Genomic DNA, 19,135 nt, shown 5'->3' with positions numbered 1-19,135 from the left:
CAGATGGCCGGACGTACTCCACCGAGTACAATCAGGCCCCTATAAGTCACCCCAAGGGCGGTCCAAGGCCAGTTTGGTCAGCGTCTGAAAGCATGTCTGCACAAGCCGGAAAAAGCGTTTCTCCGGCACCCAGAACAGCGCATTTCATCCATTGACCAAACTCGCTTTCATTCCATTGTAAAAGGTGACTTCAATGTCGTATGTTGTTTTGTTCGAGCAGCTCCGCATGACGGACGTGGACTCGGTAGGAGGCAAGAACGCATCTCTTGGCGAAATGATCAGCCAGCTGTCTGGCGCGGGTGTCCGCGTGCCGGGCGGCTTTGCCACGACCGCAGATGCGTTTCGCGATTTCCTGAAGGCTTCGGGCCTGGACAAGCGGATCGCTGAACGCCTGACCACGCTGAACCCCGAAGACGTGCGCGAACTGGCCACCGCCGGTGCGCAGATCCGCCAATGGATCGTCGAGGCGCCGTTCTCGCCGGAATTCGAATCGCAGATCCGCGAAGCCTTCGCCAAGCTCGACGCCGATGGCAAGGGCTCGTTCGCCGTGCGCTCGTCCGCCACGGCCGAAGACCTTCCCGACGCCTCGTTCGCCGGCCAGCAGGAAACCTTCCTGAACGTGGTGGGCATCGACGACGTGCTGGACAAGATCCGCCACGTGTTCGCGTCGCTGTACAACGACCGCGCCATTTCCTATCGCGTGCACAAGGGCTACGCCCATGCCGACGTCGCCTTGTCGGCCGGCATCCAGCGCATGGTGCGTTCCGACAAGGGCAGCGCCGGCGTCATGTTCACCATCGACACCGAATCGGGCTTCCAGGATGTGGTGTTCATCACCTCGTCCTACGGCCTGGGCGAAACCGTCGTGCAGGGCGCCGTCAACCCTGACGAGTTCTACGTCTTCAAGCCCACGCTGGAGCAAGGCCACTATCCCATCGTCGGCCGCCGCATCGGCTCCAAGCTCATCAAGATGGAATTCGATCCCGAGCGCCCCGAAGGCCGTGCCGTGCGCACGGTGGACGTGCCCGTGTCCGAGCGCAACCGCTACTCGCTGACCGACGACGAGGTCAACGAACTGGCCCGCTACGCCGTCATCATCGAAAAGCACTACCAGCGTCCGATGGACATCGAGTGGGGCCGCGACGGCGTGGACGGCAAGATCTACATCCTGCAGGCGCGCCCCGAAACGGTGAAGTCGCAGCAGGGCGCCAACGACGTGCAGCAGCGCTATCGCCTGAAGGCGACCGGCCAGGTGCTGATCACCGGCCGTGCCATTGGCCAGAAGATCGGTTCGGGTCCGGTGCGCGTCGTGGGTGACATCTCCGACATGGACAAGGTCCAGCCGGGCGACGTGCTGGTCACCGACATGACGGATCCCAATTGGGAACCCGTGATGAAGCGCGCCTCGGCCATCGTGACGAACCGCGGCGGCCGTACGTGCCACGCCGCGATCATCGCGCGTGAACTGGGCATTCCGGCGGTGGTGGGCTGCGGCAACGCGACCGACGTGCTCAAGGAAGGCCAGGCCGTGACCGTGTCCTGCGCCGAAGGCGACGAAGGCCGCATCTATGATGGCCTGATCGAAACCGAAGTCGAGGAAGTGCGCCGTGGCGACATGCCCGCCATCGATCTGAAGATCATGATGAACGTGGGCAACCCGCAACTGGCGTTCGACTTCGCCCAGATCCCGAACGGCGGCGTCGGCCTGGCTCGCCTGGAATTCATCATCAACAACAACATCGGCATCCACCCGAAGGCAGTCCTGGACTACCCGAACGTGGACGGCGAACTGAAGAAGGCCGTGGAATCGGCCGCTCGCGGCCATGCCAGCCCGCGCGCCTTCTTCGTCGAGAAGATGGCCGAAGGCGTGGCGACGATTGCCGCCGCCTTCTACCCCAAGCCGGTCATCGTGCGCATGTCGGACTTCAAGTCCAACGAGTACCGCAAGCTGGTGGGCGGCTCGCGCTACGAGCCCGAGGAAGAGAACCCCATGCTGGGCTTCCGCGGCGCGTCGCGCTACATCGCCGAAGACTTCGCCGAGTGCTTCCGCATGGAATGCGAAGCCCTCAAGAAGGTGCGCGATGAAATGGGCCTGACGAACGTCGAGATCATGGTGCCGTTCGTGCGCACGCTGGGTCAGGCCGAGAAGGTCGTGAACCTGCTCGCCAAGCACGGCCTGGCGCGCGGCGAAAACGGCCTGAAGCTGATCATGATGTGCGAAGTGCCGTCCAACGCCATCCTGGCCGACGAGTTCCTGCAGTACTTCGACGGCTTCTCCATCGGCTCGAACGACATGACCCAGCTCACGCTGGGCCTGGACCGCGATTCGGGCATGGAGCTTTTGGCGGCCGACTTCGACGAGCGCGACGAAGCCGTCAAGTTCATGCTGCGCCGTGCGATCAAGGCTTGCCTGGCTGCCAACAAGTACGTCGGCATCTGCGGCCAAGGCCCCAGCGATCACCCGGACTTCGCGCAGTGGCTGAAGGACGAAGGCATCCTGTCGATGTCGCTGAATCCGGACACCGTTGTCGATACGTGGCAGCGCCTGGCCAAGAACTGATTGGCCGGTTGAAACGAAAAACCCCGCGTCTTTTGGGACGCGGGGTTTTTTTATTCGCTCGGGCTTTTATTCGACCCGTGCCGCTCAGGCAGCCTTGGCTTCCCGGGCGATGAGTTCGCGCTTGCGGTCGATGCCCCAGCGGTAGCCGGCCAGCGAGCCGTCGGTGCGCACCACGCGATGGCAGGGAATGGCCAGCGCGATGTTGTTGGTGGCGCAGGCGCGGGCGACGGCGCGCACGGCGGTGGGCGCGCCGATGCGCTCGGCCACTTGCGCGTAGGTGGCGGTTTCGCCCAGCGGGATCTCGCAAAGCGCCTCCCAGACCTTGCGCTGGAACGCCGTGCCGCGTACGTCCAGCGGCAGGTCCAGGCCACGCGCCGGATCTTCGACAAAGCCGACCACGTCCGCCACCCAGCTTTCGAACTGGGGATCGGCGCCGATCAGCCTGGCGGCGCGGAAGCGGTCCTGCAGGTTCTTGACCAGCCGGTCAGGGTCCTCGTCCAGCGCGATTTCGCAGATGCCGGTGCTGCTGGCCGCCACCAGCAGCGCGCCCAATGCGCATTGCGCGACCGCGAACCGGATGTCCACGCCTTCGCCGTTCTTGCGGAACGCGGTGGGCGTCATGCCCAGGATGGCGGGGGCGGCCTCGTAGAAGCGTCCGCTGGAATTGAAGCCGGCGTCGTACATGGCGTCGGTGACGCTTGCGCTTTCTTCGAGGCGCTGGCGCGCGCGGCTGGCCCGCAGCGCGTTGGCGTAGGCCTTGGGCGTGATGCCCGTGGCGGCCTTGAAAACGCGGTGGAAATGGAAGCGGCTCATGCCGGCCTGCTCGGCCAGCGTCGACAGATCGGGCGGCTGCTCGGCTTCCAGGGCGCGGCAGGCGCGCTCGACGGCGGCGGCGTGCTGTTTGCTCAAGGGGACGGCGGCGGGGCTCATAAGGGACTCCTGACTGGCGCGTGTTGGCGTAACGCTTGACGCCATCGTCTCAAGACTGGACGGCCCCGGCACTCCGCTTGTTGCGGCGCAGCCTTGGCCTTTGGCGTCCCCCGTGGCGTCCCGGCAAGGCCGGCGGGACGCCTGCGGAGGTCAGGCGCCGGGCGCGTAGGTCTCCAGGAAGCGCCGCAACAGGCCCGCCGCCACGGGCGTCGCGCGCACGTTGGCCGACAGATCGGGCATGTCGAGGTTTTCGGCGGCGTAGCGGCGGCCATAACGCTCGAGATGAGCCAGGATGAAATCCGGCCCGAACTCGGGGTGAAACTGGGTGGAAAAGACGTTGCGGCCGATGCGGATCATCTGGTGGTCGTCCAGATCCGAACGCGCCAGCACCGCCGCGCCCGGGGGCGGTTGCAGCACGGTCTGCGCATGCAGCATCTGCGCAGGGAAGGTGGACGGCACGCCGGCCATGAGTGGGTCGCCGGAGGCGGTCGGCAGCAATTCCACGGTCTGGGTGCCCACTTCACGGCCCGACGGGTTGTAGCCGACCTTGCCGCCGAGCGCGTGCGCCAGCAATTGGTGCCCGTAGCAGACGCCGAACATCGGCAGGCCCGCGTCGACGGCCTCGCGCAGCCAGGCGGCGGTGTCTTCGCTCCAGGGTTCCTTGTCGGACACCATGGCGGGCGAACCGGTGATCAGGGCAGCGCGGTAGCTGGAGGGCGCCTGCGGGCGCTGGCCCTCGTATACCGCGACGATCTCGACGTTGCTGGCGGCCAGGCCGGCCGCCGTCATGATTTGTTCGGCATAGCCGCCGAACTGGCTTTTGAGCGTATCGTCCGGATCGCCGGTGTGCAGGATCAGGACGGGAAGAGCAGAAGGAGTTGCGGCGGTCATAAAAGCATATAGGTGGATGAGGGCGGCGCGTTGGTCCCGCGACTTGGCGCGCCAGCGCACATAGTAATCCAGCGAAAATGTTCCCGTCGGCGCACCGCGGCTCCCGCTCCGTCCCGGAAATACGTACAATCCGCTCAGATACTCATCCTTACAGACGATTCTCAATACTATGTGGATTTGGCTGGGATTGGCGGCGCTGGCGCTCATCGGAGAGCTGGCGACAGGAACCTTCTATTTGCTGCTGGTCGCTCTAGGTCTGGCCGCCGGCGGCATTGCGGCCTGGCTGAACGCCGGCCTGCAATGGGAGCTGGTCGCGTGCGGCGTCGTGCTGTTGCTGGGGCTATTGGTGCTGCGCAAGACCCGGGTGCTGAAAAAGCGCGAGGTCAATTCCGCCCGCAACGCCGACGTCAACCTGGACATCGGCCAAACCGTCGTCGTAGAGGCGTGGTCCGACAGCGGGGCGGCGCGCGTCTGGTACCGGGGCGCGCATTGGCAGGCCGAGCTGGCCAAGGGACACGCCGCCCATCCCGGCGAACACATCATTACCGAATTGCGCGGCTCGATCCTCGTGCTGACACCCAAGCGCGGCCGATCGGCATAGCAGAACGCGCCCGCGCAGCGCCGCGGGCAATCGCCGGAACCCCGGCCAGCATGGCGGGGCAGGCCGGCGCATCCATCCGAAAAGAGGCTTCACACCATGATCGATACTTCAACCGTCGTGCTGCTTGTCATCGTTGCGTTGGCGATCCTTATCGTCGTCAAGGCGATCGCCATCGTGCCGCAGCAGCACGCCTGGGTGGTCGAGCGGCTGGGCAAGTTCGACCGCGTCCTGTCGCCGGGCGCCGGGTTCGTGATTCCGTTCATCGAACGGGTGGCTTACAAGCATTCCTTGAAGGAAATCCCCCTGGATGTGCCCAGCCAGGTCTGCATCACGCGCGACAACACCCAGCTGCAGGTCGACGGCGTGCTGTATTTCCAGGTCACGGACCCGATGCGCGCCTCGTACGGTTCGTCCAACTACATTTCGGCGATCACGCAGCTTGCCCAGACCACCTTGCGTTCGGTCATCGGCAAGATGGAATTGGACCGCACCTTTGAAGAGCGCGATTCCATCAACAGCAACATCGTCTCGTCGCTGGACGAGGCGGCGCTGAACTGGGGCGTGAAGGTGCTGCGCTATGAAATCAAGGATCTGACGCCGCCCAACGAGATCCTGCGTTCGATGCAGGCCCAGATCACGGCGGAACGCGAGAAGCGCGCGCTGATCGCCGCCTCCGAGGGCCGCCGCCAGGAGCAGATCAATATCGCCACCGGCGAACGCGAAGCCGCGATCGCGCGATCCGAGGGCGAGAAGCAGGCGCAGATCAACCAGGCGCAAGGCGAGGCGGCCGCGGTGCTGGCGATTGCCGAAGCCACTGCCAAGGCCATCACGCAGGTTGCCGATGCGGTTCGCCAGCCGGGCGGCATGGAAGCGGTCAACCTGAAGGTTGCCGAGCGCTACGTCGAGGCGTTCGGCAACGTGGCCAAGGAAGGCAACACGCTGATCCTGCCGGCCAATCTGTCCGACGTGGGCGGGATGATCGCCTCCGCCATGACCATCGTGAAATCCACGCGCAACACCTGATACCGCGCCTCGCGGCGCGCCGCCCATGATCGCTCCCGTTAATTTGCTTCTGATAGCAGCGCTGGCGGGAGTGCTTTCGCTGTGCGTGCTGGGATCCCTGGCGCGCAGCGGCATGGCCGGCATCCGCGAGACCATACGCGCCAACCTGCTCACGCTGTTGGCGTTTTCTACATTTGCGCTGCAGAACACCGAGGCGCCGCTCTGGGCGTCCATCCTGGTGCCGAACGCGGCGATCGCGCTGGCCCTTTGTGCGTATTACGCGGGCGTGCGCCGGTTGCTCGGTCTTGCGGTGCCCCGGCATCTCATGACCCTGGGCTGCCTGGCGGCGCTGTCGGTCGTGGCCACCTACACCTACGTGGACTGGCAGGTGAGTCCGCGCATCGTCGCGATGTCGCTGCTGCAAATGGGCTTCATGCTGGCCGTGGCCATCGTCGTCCAGCGCAACATGCCCAAGCATCGCTCGCGCTACGCCTACCGTTTCGTGTGGGCGGTGACGCTGATCTCCGCCGTGGTCTGCGCGCTTCGCGCCGGGGTCTACCTGGCGGGGCTGGACACGGTGGCCGCCTTTCTTGAACCCAAGCTGTGGGGCGTTGCGTTCCTGACGTTGGGCGTGTTGATCATGCCGTGCCTGACGCTGGGAACCATCATGATCATCCACGACCGCATGCTGGCCGACCGCGAACAAGAGGCCAACACCGACTTCCTGACGGGTCTGATGTCTCGCAAGGCGTGGTGGCTGCAGGCCGAACGGTATTGCGCCCAGGCCCTGCGCATGCGCCGTCCGCTGACCTTGCTGCTATTGGACATCGACCACTTCAAGCGCATCAACGACACGCATGGCCATGCGGCCGGCGATGCGGTGCTGCGCCATTTCGGCTTGCTGGCGACCGCGACACTACGAACCGGCGATCACGTGGGACGGGTGGGGGGCGAGGAATTCTGCGTGCTGTTTGCGGACATGCGCAGCGACGCGGTGCTGGAGGTGGCCGAGCGCCTGCTGGATTCGGTGCGGCGCACGCCTTGCGCGCACGGGGGCAGCACGATTTCGTATACGTTCAGCGCGGGCGTCGAGGACTGGATCCCAGGCGAAAACCTGCAGGTGCTGTTCGAACGGGCCGACCGAAAACTCTATGCGGCCAAATCGGCGGGGCGCAACCGCGTGGTGGGCCCCGGCCACGAGGCCGAGCGCCCGGCGCTGCCGGTGGCCGCCTGAATCAATCGTCCTTGCCGCGGCGCGGGGCGCGGGTGTCGTGCTTCATGATGCGTTCCTTTTCGCGCGCCCAGTCCTTCTCGCGCGCGGTGTCGCGCTTGTCGAACAGCTTCTTGCCGCGGCCCAGCGCGAAATCAAGCTTGATGCGGCCGTTCTTGTAGTGCAGGTTCAGCGGCACGAGCGTATAGCCGCGCTGCTCGACCTTGCCGATGAGCTTGCTGATTTCCTCGGCCTTGAGCAGCAGCTTGCGCGTGCGCATGGCGTCGGGGTGGATGTGCGTGGAGGCCGTGGGCAGGGGGCTGACGTGCATGCCAAGCAGGAACAGTTCGCCATCGCGCACGATGACGTAGCTTTCCTTGAGCTGCACGCGGCCGTCGCGGATCGCCTTGACTTCCCAGCCTTGCAGGACAAGGCCGGCTTCAAAGCGGTCTTCGATGAAATAGTCGTGCGTGGCCTTGCGATTGTCGATAATGCTCATAAAGCCTTCTTGCTGGGGGATTCTGCGAATCCGGCGGATTGCGGGTTGTTGCGGGCGGCGATTGCTCGGTATCCTGACGGCTGTCTTTTGCCGCTGTTTTGTTTACTGCGCAGGCCGCTGCACCACTTTGGCCGCAGTTTTGTTCACTGCGCAGTTTTTCACTGTTTCGGCCGCTGTTTCGGCCGCAGTTTCGGCCGCAGTTTCGGACCATTCAAGCCCACAAAGCGCTGTGCCGGTAAAATCTTGCCATTCTAGCCATTTGCGATAGTCGATGCACAAAGTACAACGATCCGTCCTGGTGCCTTACAGCGCCGCCCAGATGTTCGACCTGGTTGCCGACGTGGAGAAGTACCCCGAGTTCATGCCGTGGTGTGGCGGCGCCGAGGTGCAGACCCGCGACGAACACGGCATGCAGGCCTCCATCCTGATTTCCTTCGCGGGGATGAAGCAGCGCTTCACGACCCGCAATACCCACGTCTACCCCGAGCGGATCGACCTGGAGCTGGTGGATGGTCCGTTCTCCAGCCTCGTTGGTCATTGGGTGTTCCAGCCGCTGGCCGAAGACGCGTGCAAGGTCCTGTTCACCATGGAGTACGCGTTCTCGAACCGGCCGCTCGAAATGGTCGTGGGCCCGGTCTTCAACCGCATTGCGACCAGCTTCATCGATTCCTTCACCAAGCGCGCGCAGGCCAAGTATGGCGAGTGAAGGGTCCGCGGGCGGGCAGATCGGCGTCATCGTCTGCTACGCCTTGCCCGGCCACGCCTGGCAGCGCGACGTGCGCTTGCCGGACGGCGCGACCGTCGAGGACGCGTTGGCGGCCAGCGGTTTTGCGCAGGCATTTCCTGTCGTCAAGCCGTGGGAAGCGGGCGTGGGCATCTTCGGCCGCGCCACCGAACCCAAGGCGCGCCTGGCCGACGGAGACCGCGTGGAAATCTATCGCGGCCTGAGCTTCGACCCGAAGGAGTCGCGCCGCCGCCGCGCCGAGCATCGCCGGGCCAAGACGGCCCGCAACGGGCGCATCCGGCCGGCAGGGCTGCTGTAACGGCGAACTGACGGCACCCTGGCCCGGCGCCCCGCACGCCACCGTCGACATCCGCCGGTGGCGTTTTGCTTTCGGCCCGTCCCCGCACATTGTCGTCAATAAGACAAAGCGCCCGGCCGCTTCGGGCGTAACATTGAGCCGGATTCCCGCTTACGTTTACGTCAACGTCATGTCAAAATCGACGGGCTGGCGTTCACGAGACGGCAGCAACGCCACGAGACAATACCGACTACAACAGGAGACAGGCTGTGGACTTGGAACTGACCGACGAGCAGCGCGCGTTCGCGCAGGCCGCCCGCGACTACGCTGAGGGCGAACTGGCTCCCCACGCCGCGCGCTGGGACGCCGAGGGCATCTTCCCGCGTGACGCCTTTGCCCGGGCGGGCGAGATGGGTTTCTGCGCGATCTACGCCAGCGAGGACATCGGCGGGCTGGGCCTGCCGCGTCTGGACGCCACGCTGGTGTTCGAGGAAATGGCGGCGGTGGATCCGTCCACCACGGCGTTCCTGACCATACACAACATGGCGACCTGGATGGTCGGCAAGTGGGGCCAGCCGGCCTTGCGGCAAGCCTGGGGACCCTTGCTCGCCAGCGGTGAAAAGCTGGCCTCTTATTGCCTGACCGAGCCCGGCGCGGGCTCCGACGCGGCATCGCTGTCCACGCGCGCGCAGCGCGATGGCGACAGCTACATCGTCAACGGCGCCAAAGCCTTCATCTCCGGCGGCGGCGACACCGACCTGCTGGTCGTGATGGCCCGCACCGGCGGCGAGGGGGCCGCGGGCATCAGCGCCTTTGCGATCCCCGCAGACAGCGAAGGCATCGGCTATGGCCGCAAGGAAGAGAAGATGGGCTGGAACAGCCAGTCCACGCGTCCCATCACCTTTGAGAACGTCCGCGTGCCGGCCGCCAACATGCTGGGCGTGGAGGGCGAGGGCTTCAAGATCGCCATGAAGGGCCTGGATGGCGGCCGGATCAACATCGGCACGTGCTCGGTGGGCGCAGCGCAGGGCGCGCTGGACGCCGCCCGCCGCTACATGGACGAGCGCCGCCAGTTCAACCGCCGGCTGGCGGAATTCCAGGCCCTGCAGTTCAAGCTGGCCGACATGGCGACGCACCTGGTGGCGGCGCGCCAGATGGTTCGGCTGGCCGCCTGCAAGCTGGATGCCGGCGCGCCCGATGCGTCCACCTACTGCGCGATGGCCAAGCGTTTCGCCACCGACATGGGCTTTCAGATATGCCTGGACGCGCAACAGATCCATGGTGGTTATGGTTACCTGAAAGACTATCCCTTGGAGCGTTTGGTGCGCGATACTCGCGTTCATCAGATTCTGGAGGGCACCAACGAGATCATGCGCGTGATCATTGCCCGCCAATTGTTGGAAAAAGGAGCCGACATAAGATGAATGCACCGGTGTTGTTCGAAGAAAGATCCGCCGCCAATGGAATGCGTTTCGGCATTGCGACGCTGAATGCGCCGCAAACGCTGAACGGCCTGTCGCTCGAGATGGTTGACCTGTTGGCGGATCGCCTGGACGCCTGGGCGCGTGATCCTGGTGTTGCGCTGGTGGTGCTGCAGGGCGCGGGCGACAAGGCGTTCTGCGCCGGCGGCGACCTGCACGGCCTGTATCGCAGCATGACTGAGAACACGGGCAAGCCCAGCTGGAGTAACACTTACGCGCGCACCTTCTTCGAACGCGAGTACCGGCTGGACTATCGCATCCACACATATCCGAAGCCCGTTCTGTGCTGGGGCCATGGCATCGTCATGGGCGGCGGCATCGGCCTGATGATGGGCGCGAGCCACCGCGTCGTCAGCGAGACCTCGCGCCTGGCCATGCCGGAAGTGTCGATCGGCCTGTTCCCGGACGTGGGCGGCAGCTGGCTGCTGAACCGCATGCCGGGCCGCAGCGGCGTCTTTTTGGCGCTGACGGGCGCGCAACTGAACACGTCCGACGCCTTCTTTGCCGGGCTGGCGGATTTCCGCCTGAACAGCGCGGATTGGCCGGCGCTGCTGGCGTCGCTGGAGCAGCAGCCGTGGGCCGGCCAGGCCGCGGATGCGGCCGAGGACGCGATTCCCCCGCGCTCGATCAACGACGGCCTGCTGCGCCGCGCGCTGACCGCGCTGGAACCGCCCACGCCGCTCGAACCCGGGCCGCTGCGCCAGCACTCGTTCGTCGTCAACAACCTTTGCAACGGCAACCGGCTGGACGACATCTACGAAGAGCTGTCCTTCCTGAAGGACCACGAAGACCCCTGGCTCTCGCGTGCGGCCAAGACGATGCTGGCGGGCTCGCCGGGATCGGTGCGCCTGGCGTTTGCCTTGCAGCAGCGCACGCGCCTGCGGTCGCTGGACGACGTGTTTCGCGTCGAGTACATCGCCGCGCTGGCGTGCACGGCGCATGGCGACTTTGCCGAAGGCATCCGCGCGCTGCTGGTCGACAAGGACAAGAACCCGCGCTGGAATCCCGCCGTCATCGACATGGCGACCGACGCCTGGGTGCAGAAATTCTTTGAAGAACCCTGGCCCGAGGGCGAGCCGCATCCGCTTGCCGATCTGGGGCAGGAAGGGCGCTGATCCGCCGGCCGGCCCGCCAGCCGGCCGATCCGCCACGCAGGTCACGATGAATCCATACCTACAGCAATAGCAACAGGAGACAAGACATCATGAGCAGCATCGCGTTTATCGGTTTGGGCAACATGGGTGCGCCCATGGCATTGAATCTGGTCAAGGCTGGCCACAGCCTGAAGGTGTTCGATCTGGTGCCGGCGGCCATCAAGCTGCTGACCGATGCCGGCGCGACGGCGGCCGCGTCCGCGTCGGAAGCGGTCCAGGGCGCGGAGGTCGTGATCTCGATGCTGCCGGCCAGCAAGCACGTCGAGGGCCTGTACCTTGACCAGGACCTGCTGGGCAAGATTTCCTCGAGCGCGCTGGTCATCGAATGCAGCACCATTGCGCCGGATTCGGCGCGCAAGGTGGCCCAGGCGGCCGAGGCGCGCGGCATCGCCATGATCGATGCGCCGGTGTCGGGCGGCACGGGTGGCGCGGCCGCGGGCACGCTGACCTTCATCGTGGGCGGCGCGGCCGCCTCGCTGGAGCGCGCGCGGCCCGTGCTGGAAAAGATGGGCAAGAACCTCTTTCACGCGGGGCCGGCCGGGGCGGGACAGGTCGCCAAGATTTGCAACAACATGCTGCTGGGCATCCTGATGGCAGGCACGTCCGAGGCGCTGGCGCTGGGCGTGGCGAACGGCCTGGATCCCAAGGTGCTGTCGGACATCATCGCCAAGAGCTCGGGCCGCAACTGGGCGACCGAACTCTACAACCCGTGGCCGGGCGTGATGGAGCATGCGCCGGCCTCCAAGGGCTATGCCGGCGGGTTCGGCGTGGACCTGATGCTCAAGGACCTGGGACTGGCCGCCGAGGCCGCGCTGTCGGCGCGGGCGTCCATTCCGTTGGGCGAACTGGCGCGCAACCTGTATTCGCTGCACAGCGCGGGCGGTTCGGGCAAGCTGGACTTTTCCAGCATCGTCAATCTGGTCAAGCGCGAGCAGGACTGACGTGGCGCACGTCAACGCCTCGGAAGACCCGGCCGCGCGGGTCCAGGCCAGCTTCGATCAGCAGAGCATCATGGCGCTGCTGGGCGCGCGGCTGCACAGCGTCGAGCCGGGCAGGGTGGACATCGTCCTGCCCTACCGGCAGGACCTCTGCCAGCAGAACGGCTTTCTGCACGCGGGCATTTCCACCACCATTGCGGACAGTGCGGGCGGCTATGCGGCCTACACGCTGTTCGGACCGGGCGAGGATGTGCTGACGTCCGAATTCAAGATGAACTTTCTGGCGCCCGCCAAAGGCGACCGGTTCGTCGCGACCGGCCGCGTGGTCAAGCCGGGCAAGCGTCTTTCGGTCTGCCAGGTGGAGATGTTTGCGCACGACGGCGAACAAGCCACGCTGTGCGTGATAGGCTTGCTCACCGCGGTGCGCGTGACGCCGCGATGAACGCTGCCGGGGCATGCCGGGGCCATCGCCCCGCATGCCCGGCGCCCGTCACGCGTTGCATGGGTTTTCCAGCAATGCCAGCAAAAGAACACCACAGAATTTTCCGCAGCAACTGGCTGCGCGCCGCAGTGCTGGGCGCCAACGACGGTATCGTCTCCACGGCCAGCCTCATCACCGGCGTCGCGGCTGCCCAAGCCTCGCACGGCGCCATTCTCACTTCCGGACTGGCCGGCCTGGTGGCCGGCGCGCTGTCGATGGCGGCGGGCGAGTACGTGTCCGTGCGCACGCAGGCCGACACCGAAGCCGCGGACCTGCGGCTTGAACAGCGCTCGCTCAAGCGCAACTCCGGCGAAGAACTGGCGGAACTGGTCGACATCTACGTCGATCGCGGGCTGACCCGCGACTTGGCCGAGCAGGTGGCGCGCCAGCTCACCAGCCATGATGCGTTGGATGCGCACGCCCGCGACGAGCTGGGCATTTCGCTGCACAATCGCGCGCGGCCGGTCCAGGCGGCGTTGGCGTCGGCGGCGTCGTTTGCCGGCGGGGCCGCCGTGCCGCTCGCCGTGGCGGCGGTATCGCCCGGACCGCCCCTGATCATGTGGGTGATCGGCGCATCGGTCTGTTGTCTGGCGGCGCTGGGCACCATGTCCGCAAAGGCGGGCGGTGCGCCAAAGTTGCCCGCCGCGCTGCGCGTCACGGTGCTGGGCGCGGTGGCCATGGCGGTGACGGCGGGCGTGGGGGCGCTGTTCGGCGTGGCGGTCTGAAGACGAACGCCAGATTCGTGCGCGCCACGATTGGCGCGCACGGGTGCAGCAGGGTCAGGGATTGATGGCGTAGGGCAGGGGGGCGGGCGCGATGCGCGGACCGTCGGCGCTGGCCAGACGCAGATCGCCCTCGGGCAGTGCGGCCAGGGTGGTTTCGAACAGCACCGACACCACGCCGGCATCGCTGGCGGCCTGCACCACGCGGCCAATGGCCTCGCCCGGTTGCGTGGCATCGAACACGTCCACCCCTGTCAGCGCCGGGCCCTGCAGGCTGACGTCGGCAACGGTGCCGAACGCCATGCGCCGCTTGACGGTGCCCCGGTAGTGGCTGCGCGCCACCACTTCCTGCCCGGGATAACAGCCCTTGGTGAAGCTGACCCCCTGGATCAGGTCCAGGTTGACCGTCTGCGGAATGAAGACGTCCTGCGTGGCCGCGGCGATCCAGGGGATGCCAGCCGCCAGGTCTGCCGCCTGCCATTGCTGCGCCGAGGCCAGGCCCAGGGCCTGGGTCAGCGCGGCGGACTGTGCCAACTGCTCGTCAGAGGCAATCCACCACCAGCGCAGGCGGTCGTCTGCCGACGGCGCGACGATCCAGGTGCCGGACGGCAGGTCGGCGCGCTGCCACGTGGCGCGCGGCAGCGCGCCCGCCACCGCTTCCAGCGCGGCAGCCTGTTCCGGGGTGGCCTGCACGCCGGCCACGTGCAGCGGCGCGGCGGCTAGCTTGGCCTTGGCCCGCAGGACGAACATGGACAGGCGCTTGATCAGTGCTTGGGACAGGTCCTGGCGGACCAAGCCGTAGAACTGGGGGGCGTCGTCGGTATCGCCGGCGCCGCGCCACATGACCATCGTGGCCAGCAGACGGCCCTTGGCGGTGCAATAGCCGGCCAATCGCGCGGCGTCTTGGGGCAGGCCCGTGACGTCCTGCGTGAGCTGGCCGTGCAGGAAGGACAGGGCGTCGGCGCCCGAAGCAGTGAAGACCGCCAGATCTTCCAGCGGAGCGCATTGCGCGCAACCTTCGGCGCGGACAGGAATCGAAGCGTAATAGGCGTGCATGGCGGCGGGAGTTATCGCGTCATCAAAGTGCTGATGATAGCCGTGTTCCCCGGCTGGCCCGGGCATGTCCCCGATGCGCAAAGGGGCGCGCCGCGCGATCCGGCCCCGGTTGTGTCACGGCTGCGGCCCGCGATCCATTAAACTTCCGACACTTATGAAGATGCGACTCCGAAATTTCGTCCTGTGGTTCCTGTTGCTCATCGTCCTGGCCGTGGGCGGCGCGGTGGGCGCCGCCTATACCTGGATGCACCGCCCGATGACGCTGTCGTCCGACAAGATCGACTTTGTGGTGGATCCGGGCAGCAGCCCGCGCACCGTCGCGCGCGCGCTCAATGCCGCCGGCGTGCCGATGTGGGAACCGGGTTTCGTGTGGATGGCGCGCCTGTCCGAGCGCGACAAGCTGATGAAGGCGGGCGGCTACCAGGCGCTCAATGGCGACACGCCCTGGCTGCTGCTCGAACGCCTGGCCCGCGGCGACATGACGCAGCGCCAGATCACCTTTCTGGAAGGCTGGACCTATCGCCAGATCCGCCAGGCGCTGCGCGAGAACCCCGACGTCAAGCAGACGCTGGGCGATGTCAGCGATGAAGAACTGATGGAGCGGCTGGGATCGACCATCAAACACCCGGAAGGCCTGTTCTTTCCGGATACCTACGTCTTCACGCCCGGCAGCACGGATTTCGACCTGCTGCGCCGCGCCTACCAGGAAGGGCAGCGCATCCTGAACGACACCTGGGACAAGCGCCAGCCCGACGTGGCGGTGTCCACGCCCTATGAAGCACTGGTGCTCGCCTCCATCATCGAAAAGGAAACCGGCCATGGCCCGGAGCGCCGGCGCGTGTCGGGCGTGTTCACCAACCGGCTGAAGATCGGGATGCTGCTGCAGACCGATCCCACGGTGATCTACGGCATGGGCGAGGCCTACCAGGGCCGCATCCGCAAGCGCGACCTGCAGACCGACACGCCCTGGAATACTTACACGCGGCCGGGCCTGCCGCCCACGCCGATTGCCGCGCCCGGCCGGGCGGCCTTGCTGGCCGCCGTGCAGCCCGAGCAGCACAAGTTTCTTTATTTCGTGTCCCGGGGCAACGGCACCAGCGAGTTCTCGGCCAACCTGTCCGAACACAACCGCAACGTGGCCCGCTACATTCTTGGTCAGCGGTCCAACCCCACACCCACGCCTGCGCCCACCCCCGCGCCGGCGGCCTCGGCAGCGCCCGAACCCGAATCAGCACAAGGACAAGATCAATGACCTCACGCGGACGTTTCATTACGCTGGAGGGCGTGGACGGCGCGGGCAAGAGCACGCACACCGTCTGGATCGCGGATTTCCTGCGCGCGCAGGGCCTTGAGGTCGTGTCCACCCGCGAGCCCGGCGGCACGCCGCTGGGCGAGAAGCTGCGCGCGTTGGTCCTGAACGATCCGATGGGGCTGGATACGGAAACCCTGCTGATGTTCGCAGCGCGATGCGAACATTCGCGCCAGGTGATCGAGCCTGCGCTGGCGCGCGGCGCGTGGGTCGTCTGCGACCGCTATACCGACGCCAGCTACGCCTACCAGGGCGGCGGCCGCGGCCTGGGCGCCGAGCGCGTGGCGGTTCTGGAAGCCTGGATGCATGCCGGCCGGCCGGACCGCACCTGGCTCTTCGACGTGCCGCTGGAAGTCGCCCGGGCGCGCCTGGCAGACGCGCGCGAACCCGATCGATTCGAGCGCGAGGGCGCGGCGTTCTTCGAGCGCACCCGCGAGGCCTACCATGCCCGCGCAAAGGCCGATCCGGACCGCATCCGTGTCGTCGATTCGACGCGCGCCATCCCCGAGATCCGCGCCGACCTGGAAGCCGGCCTGCGCGAGCTGTTGGCCATTCCCGCATGAGCGCGCCCCAGTTTCACCCCTGGCAGATGGACACGGCCCGCGCCTGGCTGGGCAATCGCGACCGCTTTGCGCATGCCTGGCTGGTGCATGGGCTGGCCGGCATCGGCAAGCTTGATTTCGCCATCGCGGCGGCGGCCAGCCTGCTGTGCGAAACGCCTGAAAACGGGCTGGCCTGCGGCCACTGCGCCGCCTGCGCGTGGTTCGCCAGCGGCAACCATCCCGACCTGCGCCGCATCCGTCCCGAGGCAGTGGCCGTGGAAGAGGGCGCGGACGCCGCCGAACAGGCCGAAGACGCCGAGCCGGCGACAGGCGCCGCCAAGCGCGCGCCGTCCAAGGAAATCCGCATCGACCAGATCCGTTCGCTGGAGTCCTGGTTCAACACCGCCACGCACCGCGGCGGCTGGCGCGTGGCGTTGCTGTACCCGGCCCATGCGCTCAATGTCGTGTCGTCCAACGCCTTGCTCAAGGTGCTGGAAGAACCGCCTCCCCATACGGTATTCCTGCTGGTCGCGGACGCGCCGGACCGGTTGCTGCCCACGCTCGTGTCGCGCTGCCGCCGCTTGCCGCTGCCCGCGCCTGATGCGGATACGGCGTTGCAGTGGCTGCGCGACCAGAACGTCGAGCCCGCGCGCGAATGGCTGGCCGCGGCGGGGGGCGCGCCGCTGGCGGCGCTGCGCCTGGCGCAATCCGGCGAATCCGCCTGTCCGGCGTGGCTGGGCCAGCTGGTCAACCCGCTGGCCAAGGGGCAGACGCCCGACGTGGGCACGCTGGCCGAAGCGCTGGAGAAAGTGGCCGCGCCAGAATGGATCGATGCCCTGCAACGGCTGTACACGGATCTGATGCTGGCCAGCGCCGGCGCGCCGGTGCGCTATTTTCCGTCGCTGGCGGCCGGTGTGGCGCAGGTGGCCGCCCGCATGCATCCTGCCCGCGTGGCCGAGGCCGCCCGCTGGCTGACGCGCCAGCGCGCGCTGGCCACGCACCCCTTGAACGCCAAGCTGTTCGCCCACGCCACCCTGCAGCGCGTGGTGCTATCCTGCCAGGCGTAAGTCCTTGATCCGGCGGCGCTTTGCTTCGCTTCGCGACGCGCCCCGGCTCGCAACACCACACTCACCATGTACGTCGATTCCCACTGTCATCTGAATTTCCCCGAGCTTGCCAACGATCTGCCGGCCATTCTTGACCGCATGACGGCCAATCAGGTCACGCACGCGCTCGTCGTCAGCGTCAACATGCCGGAATGGCCCGGGCTGATGTCGCTGGTCGAGCCGCAGCCCCGCCTGTGGGCCTCGGTGGGCGTGCACCCCGACTACGAGGACACGCCGGACCCGACGCCCGAGGAATTGGTGCGGCTGGCAGAACACCCAAAGGTCGTGGCCATCGGCGAAACCGGGCTGGACTACTACCGTCTGTCCGAACCGCTGGATTGGCAGCGCGAACGTTTCCGCCGCCATATCCGCGCCGCGCGTGACGCCGGCCTGCCGCTCATCGTGCATACGCGATCGTCCGCCGAGGACACCGTGCGCATGCTGCGCGAGGAAAAGGCGGCCGAGGCGGGCGGCGTGATGCACTGCTTCACCGAGACGTGGGAAGTGGCGCAGGCCGCGCTGGACCAGAACTTCTACATTTCGCTGTCGGGCATCGTGACGTTCAAGAATGCGCAGATCGTGCATGAAGTGGCCGCCAAGGTCCCGCTGGACCGGCTGCTGATCGAAACCGATTCGCCCTACCTGGCCCCGGTGCCGTTTCGCGGCAAGCTCAACGATCCGTCCAAGGTGATCCATGTGGCCGAAAAGATCGCGGACCTGCGCGGCATCACGGCAGCTGAGGTCGCCCACGCTTCCACCGACAATTTCTTCAAGCTTTTCAGCAAGGTGAAGAAATAGGTCGGCCCGATTTTTTGAATCTGCATCCTAGGACAGCCATGGCCATCCGCATTGCCTCCGCTCACAAAGCCCTTCTGACGTGCAGCCGCGCCGGCCTGCTTGCGCTGGCCATCGGTCTGGCCGCGCCGACCGTGCAAGCGGCCAATCCGGGCGACTGGTGGGTCTACGTCGCCAACGATTACCCCGACGACATCCGCGATCTGCTCGCACAAGGGTCGGATCCCAACGTGCGCTACAAGAATGGACAGCCGGCCATCATGCGCGCGGTCGTGGACAACGCCTGGAAGGTGTTTGACGTGCTCGCCGCGGACAAGCGCACCGACGTCAATGCCGAGAACCCGGCGGGCGAGACGCCGCTGATGTACCTGGCCATCGCCGGCCAGACCGAGCGCGCCAAGAAGCTGATCGCGCGTGGCGCGCAGGTCAACCGCCTGGGATGGACGCCGCTGCATTACGCCGCCTCCAAGGGGCAGATGGAAATGGCGCGCCTGCTGCTCGCGAACAAGGCGATGGTCAACGCGCCGGCGCCCAATGGCGAGACGCCGCTCATGATGGCGGCGCTGTCTGGCCGCAAACCCATGGTCGAATTGCTGATCCGGGCCGGGGCCGACGTCACCACGCAGGACACGAAGGGGCAGGATGCGGCCGCGTGGGCGGCCACGGGCAAATCGGAATCGCTGGCCGCCGAGCTGACGGCCATGGCCCAGAAGGAAGCGGACGCCAAGCGCAAACGCCGCGCGTCGGCGCAAGGGGCGCCGCAGGAGGCGGGCGCCGCTGGCACGGGCGCGGGGCAACCCGCCGAGGCGCCAGCGCCGGTCCCGGCACCCGCGCCG

The 19,135-nt window shown here is 66.6% G+C and carries 20 protein-coding genes; 16 read left to right on the top strand and 4 right to left on the bottom strand.

What is annotated here, in order from left to right; genetic code table 11:
• Positions 1–193: 193 nt before the first annotated feature.
• On the top strand, positions 194–2,560 hold the full coding sequence (gene ppsA, locus KVT32_RS23850; RefSeq protein WP_056316805.1) for a phosphoenolpyruvate synthase: 2,367 nt from the start codon (positions 194–196) through the stop codon (positions 2,558–2,560).
• 84 nt (positions 2,561–2,644) lie between these two features.
• Here the strand turns inward: ppsA and KVT32_RS23845 are convergent, their stop codons facing one another.
• Together KVT32_RS23845 and KVT32_RS23840 are read right to left on the bottom strand one after the other, a co-directional pair.
• Positions 2,645–3,490 (bottom strand): bifunctional transcriptional activator/DNA repair enzyme AdaA, encoded by an 846-nt coding sequence (locus tag KVT32_RS23845; protein WP_056316807.1) that lies wholly within the window; start codon positions 3,488–3,490, stop codon positions 2,645–2,647.
• A gap of 150 nt (positions 3,491–3,640) precedes the next feature.
• Positions 3,641–4,381 (bottom strand): glutamine amidotransferase, encoded by a 741-nt coding sequence (locus KVT32_RS23840; protein ID WP_152384200.1) that lies wholly within the window; start codon positions 4,379–4,381, stop codon positions 3,641–3,643.
• Between the two features lie 169 nt (positions 4,382–4,550).
• Here KVT32_RS23840 and KVT32_RS23835 point away from each other — a divergent pair, with 169 nt between their 5' ends.
• The 3 genes from KVT32_RS23835 (at position 4,551) to KVT32_RS23825 (ending at position 7,218) form a co-directional block, all read left to right on the top strand.
• Positions 4,551–4,982 carry an NfeD family protein gene (locus tag KVT32_RS23835; protein WP_152384201.1) on the top strand — a complete coding sequence of 144 codons (432 nt, stop codon included), beginning with the start codon at positions 4,551–4,553 and terminating at the stop codon, positions 4,980–4,982.
• Positions 4,983–5,078: 96 nt separating this feature from the next.
• Positions 5,079–6,005: an SPFH domain-containing protein gene (locus KVT32_RS23830; RefSeq protein ID WP_056318680.1), complete on the top strand. Its 927-nt coding sequence runs from the start codon at positions 5,079–5,081 to the stop codon at positions 6,003–6,005.
• Between the two features lie 25 nt (positions 6,006–6,030).
• Positions 6,031–7,218 carry a GGDEF domain-containing protein gene (locus tag KVT32_RS23825; RefSeq protein WP_152384202.1) on the top strand — a complete coding sequence of 396 codons (1,188 nt, stop codon included), beginning with the start codon at positions 6,031–6,033 and terminating at the stop codon, positions 7,216–7,218.
• A gap of 1 nt (position 7,219) precedes the next feature.
• Here the strand turns inward: KVT32_RS23825 and smpB are convergent, their stop codons facing one another.
• Entirely contained in the window at positions 7,220–7,693 is a 474-nt protein-coding gene (gene smpB, locus KVT32_RS23820) for an SsrA-binding protein SmpB (RefSeq protein WP_062841367.1), read from the bottom strand.
• Between the two features lie 271 nt (positions 7,694–7,964).
• Between smpB and KVT32_RS23815 the strand changes: the two genes are divergently transcribed.
• From KVT32_RS23815 to KVT32_RS23785, 7 genes are all read left to right on the top strand, one after another.
• Positions 7,965–8,399 carry a type II toxin-antitoxin system RatA family toxin gene (locus KVT32_RS23815; protein ID WP_056316825.1) on the top strand — a complete coding sequence of 145 codons (435 nt, stop codon included), beginning with the start codon at positions 7,965–7,967 and terminating at the stop codon, positions 8,397–8,399.
• Positions 8,389–8,736, top strand: coding sequence for an RnfH family protein (locus KVT32_RS23810; protein ID WP_152384203.1), 348 nt, complete (start codon positions 8,389–8,391; stop codon positions 8,734–8,736). Before KVT32_RS23815 ends, KVT32_RS23810 begins: the two co-directional genes overlap by 11 nt.
• A gap of 248 nt (positions 8,737–8,984) precedes the next feature.
• Entirely contained in the window at positions 8,985–10,139 is a 1,155-nt protein-coding gene (locus KVT32_RS23805) for an acyl-CoA dehydrogenase family protein (RefSeq protein ID WP_152384204.1), read from the top strand.
• Complete coding sequence (locus KVT32_RS23800) at positions 10,136–11,311, top strand: enoyl-CoA hydratase/isomerase family protein (protein ID WP_152384205.1); 1,176 nt, start codon at positions 10,136–10,138, stop codon at positions 11,309–11,311. The genes KVT32_RS23805 and KVT32_RS23800 overlap by 4 nt, the downstream gene beginning before the upstream one ends.
• An 89-nt stretch (positions 11,312–11,400) precedes the next feature.
• Positions 11,401–12,291, top strand: a complete 891-nt coding sequence (mmsB, locus tag KVT32_RS23795) for a 3-hydroxyisobutyrate dehydrogenase (RefSeq protein WP_152384206.1) — start codon at positions 11,401–11,403, stop codon at positions 12,289–12,291.
• Positions 12,292–12,361: 70 nt separating this feature from the next.
• Positions 12,362–12,730, top strand: coding sequence for a PaaI family thioesterase (locus tag KVT32_RS23790; protein ID WP_081101074.1), 369 nt, complete (start codon positions 12,362–12,364; stop codon positions 12,728–12,730).
• 74 nt (positions 12,731–12,804) lie between these two features.
• A complete protein-coding gene (locus KVT32_RS23785; protein ID WP_152384207.1) occupies positions 12,805–13,494 on the top strand; it encodes a VIT family protein in 690 nt (229 codons plus the stop codon).
• Positions 13,495–13,548: 54 nt separating this feature from the next.
• Here the strand turns inward: KVT32_RS23785 and KVT32_RS23780 are convergent, their stop codons facing one another.
• Positions 13,549–14,547 (bottom strand): folate-binding protein YgfZ, encoded by a 999-nt coding sequence (locus KVT32_RS23780; protein WP_152384208.1) that lies wholly within the window; start codon positions 14,545–14,547, stop codon positions 13,549–13,551.
• Positions 14,548–14,707: 160 nt separating this feature from the next.
• Here KVT32_RS23780 and mltG point away from each other — a divergent pair, with 160 nt between their 5' ends.
• The 5 genes from mltG to KVT32_RS23755 all read left to right on the top strand — a co-directional run.
• Entirely contained in the window at positions 14,708–15,799 is a 1,092-nt protein-coding gene (mltG, locus tag KVT32_RS23775) for an endolytic transglycosylase MltG (protein WP_371825611.1), read from the top strand.
• On the top strand, positions 15,796–16,419 hold the full coding sequence (tmk, locus tag KVT32_RS23770) for a dTMP kinase (RefSeq protein WP_152384210.1): 624 nt from the start codon (positions 15,796–15,798) through the stop codon (positions 16,417–16,419). Before mltG ends, tmk begins: the two co-directional genes overlap by 4 nt.
• Positions 16,416–17,465 (top strand): DNA polymerase III subunit delta', encoded by a 1,050-nt coding sequence (gene holB, locus KVT32_RS23765; protein ID WP_056316853.1) that lies wholly within the window; start codon positions 16,416–16,418, stop codon positions 17,463–17,465. The genes tmk and holB overlap by 4 nt, the downstream gene beginning before the upstream one ends.
• A 66-nt stretch (positions 17,466–17,531) precedes the next feature.
• A complete protein-coding gene (locus KVT32_RS23760) occupies positions 17,532–18,302 on the top strand; it encodes a TatD family hydrolase (RefSeq protein ID WP_152384211.1) in 771 nt (256 codons plus the stop codon).
• A gap of 38 nt (positions 18,303–18,340) precedes the next feature.
• On the top strand, positions 18,341–19,135 hold a 795-nt coding region (locus KVT32_RS23755), incomplete at its 3' end, for an ankyrin repeat domain-containing protein (RefSeq protein WP_217618914.1).

Source organism: Achromobacter sp. GbtcB20, from assembly GCF_019091095.1.
Classification (GTDB): domain Bacteria; phylum Pseudomonadota; class Gammaproteobacteria; order Burkholderiales; family Burkholderiaceae_B; genus Achromobacter; species Achromobacter mucicolens.
Note: the sequence above shows the minus strand (reverse complement) of the source record. Positions and strands in the feature narration are given on the sequence as shown.

Excerpts from the sequence above, each read along its gene's own strand:
- ppsA (WP_056316805.1), top strand. The coding sequence starts at position 194 with ATGTCGTATGTTGTTTTGTTCGAGCAGCTCCGCATGACGGACGTGGAC.
- KVT32_RS23845 (WP_056316807.1), bottom strand. The coding sequence starts at position 3,490 with ATGAGCCCCGCCGCCGTCCCCTTGAGCAAACAGCACGCCGCCGCCGTC.
- KVT32_RS23840 (WP_152384200.1), bottom strand. The coding sequence starts at position 4,381 with ATGACCGCCGCAACTCCTTCTGCTCTTCCCGTCCTGATCCTGCACACC.
- KVT32_RS23835 (WP_152384201.1), top strand. The coding sequence starts at position 4,551 with ATGTGGATTTGGCTGGGATTGGCGGCGCTGGCGCTCATCGGAGAGCTG.
- KVT32_RS23830 (WP_056318680.1), top strand. The coding sequence starts at position 5,079 with ATGATCGATACTTCAACCGTCGTGCTGCTTGTCATCGTTGCGTTGGCG.
- KVT32_RS23825 (WP_152384202.1), top strand. The coding sequence starts at position 6,031 with ATGATCGCTCCCGTTAATTTGCTTCTGATAGCAGCGCTGGCGGGAGTG.
- smpB (WP_062841367.1), bottom strand. The coding sequence starts at position 7,693 with ATGAGCATTATCGACAATCGCAAGGCCACGCACGACTATTTCATCGAA.
- KVT32_RS23815 (WP_056316825.1), top strand. The coding sequence starts at position 7,965 with ATGCACAAAGTACAACGATCCGTCCTGGTGCCTTACAGCGCCGCCCAG.
- KVT32_RS23810 (WP_152384203.1), top strand. The coding sequence starts at position 8,389 with ATGGCGAGTGAAGGGTCCGCGGGCGGGCAGATCGGCGTCATCGTCTGC.
- KVT32_RS23800 (WP_152384205.1), top strand. The coding sequence starts at position 10,136 with ATGAATGCACCGGTGTTGTTCGAAGAAAGATCCGCCGCCAATGGAATG.
- mmsB (WP_152384206.1), top strand. The coding sequence starts at position 11,401 with ATGAGCAGCATCGCGTTTATCGGTTTGGGCAACATGGGTGCGCCCATG.
- KVT32_RS23790 (WP_081101074.1), top strand. The coding sequence starts at position 12,362 with ATGGCGCTGCTGGGCGCGCGGCTGCACAGCGTCGAGCCGGGCAGGGTG.
- KVT32_RS23785 (WP_152384207.1), top strand. The coding sequence starts at position 12,805 with ATGCCAGCAAAAGAACACCACAGAATTTTCCGCAGCAACTGGCTGCGC.
- KVT32_RS23780 (WP_152384208.1), bottom strand. The coding sequence starts at position 14,547 with ATGCACGCCTATTACGCTTCGATTCCTGTCCGCGCCGAAGGTTGCGCG.
- mltG (WP_371825611.1), top strand. The coding sequence starts at position 14,708 with ATGCGACTCCGAAATTTCGTCCTGTGGTTCCTGTTGCTCATCGTCCTG.
- tmk (WP_152384210.1), top strand. The coding sequence starts at position 15,796 with ATGACCTCACGCGGACGTTTCATTACGCTGGAGGGCGTGGACGGCGCG.
- holB (WP_056316853.1), top strand. The coding sequence starts at position 16,416 with ATGAGCGCGCCCCAGTTTCACCCCTGGCAGATGGACACGGCCCGCGCC.
- KVT32_RS23760 (WP_152384211.1), top strand. The coding sequence starts at position 17,532 with ATGTACGTCGATTCCCACTGTCATCTGAATTTCCCCGAGCTTGCCAAC.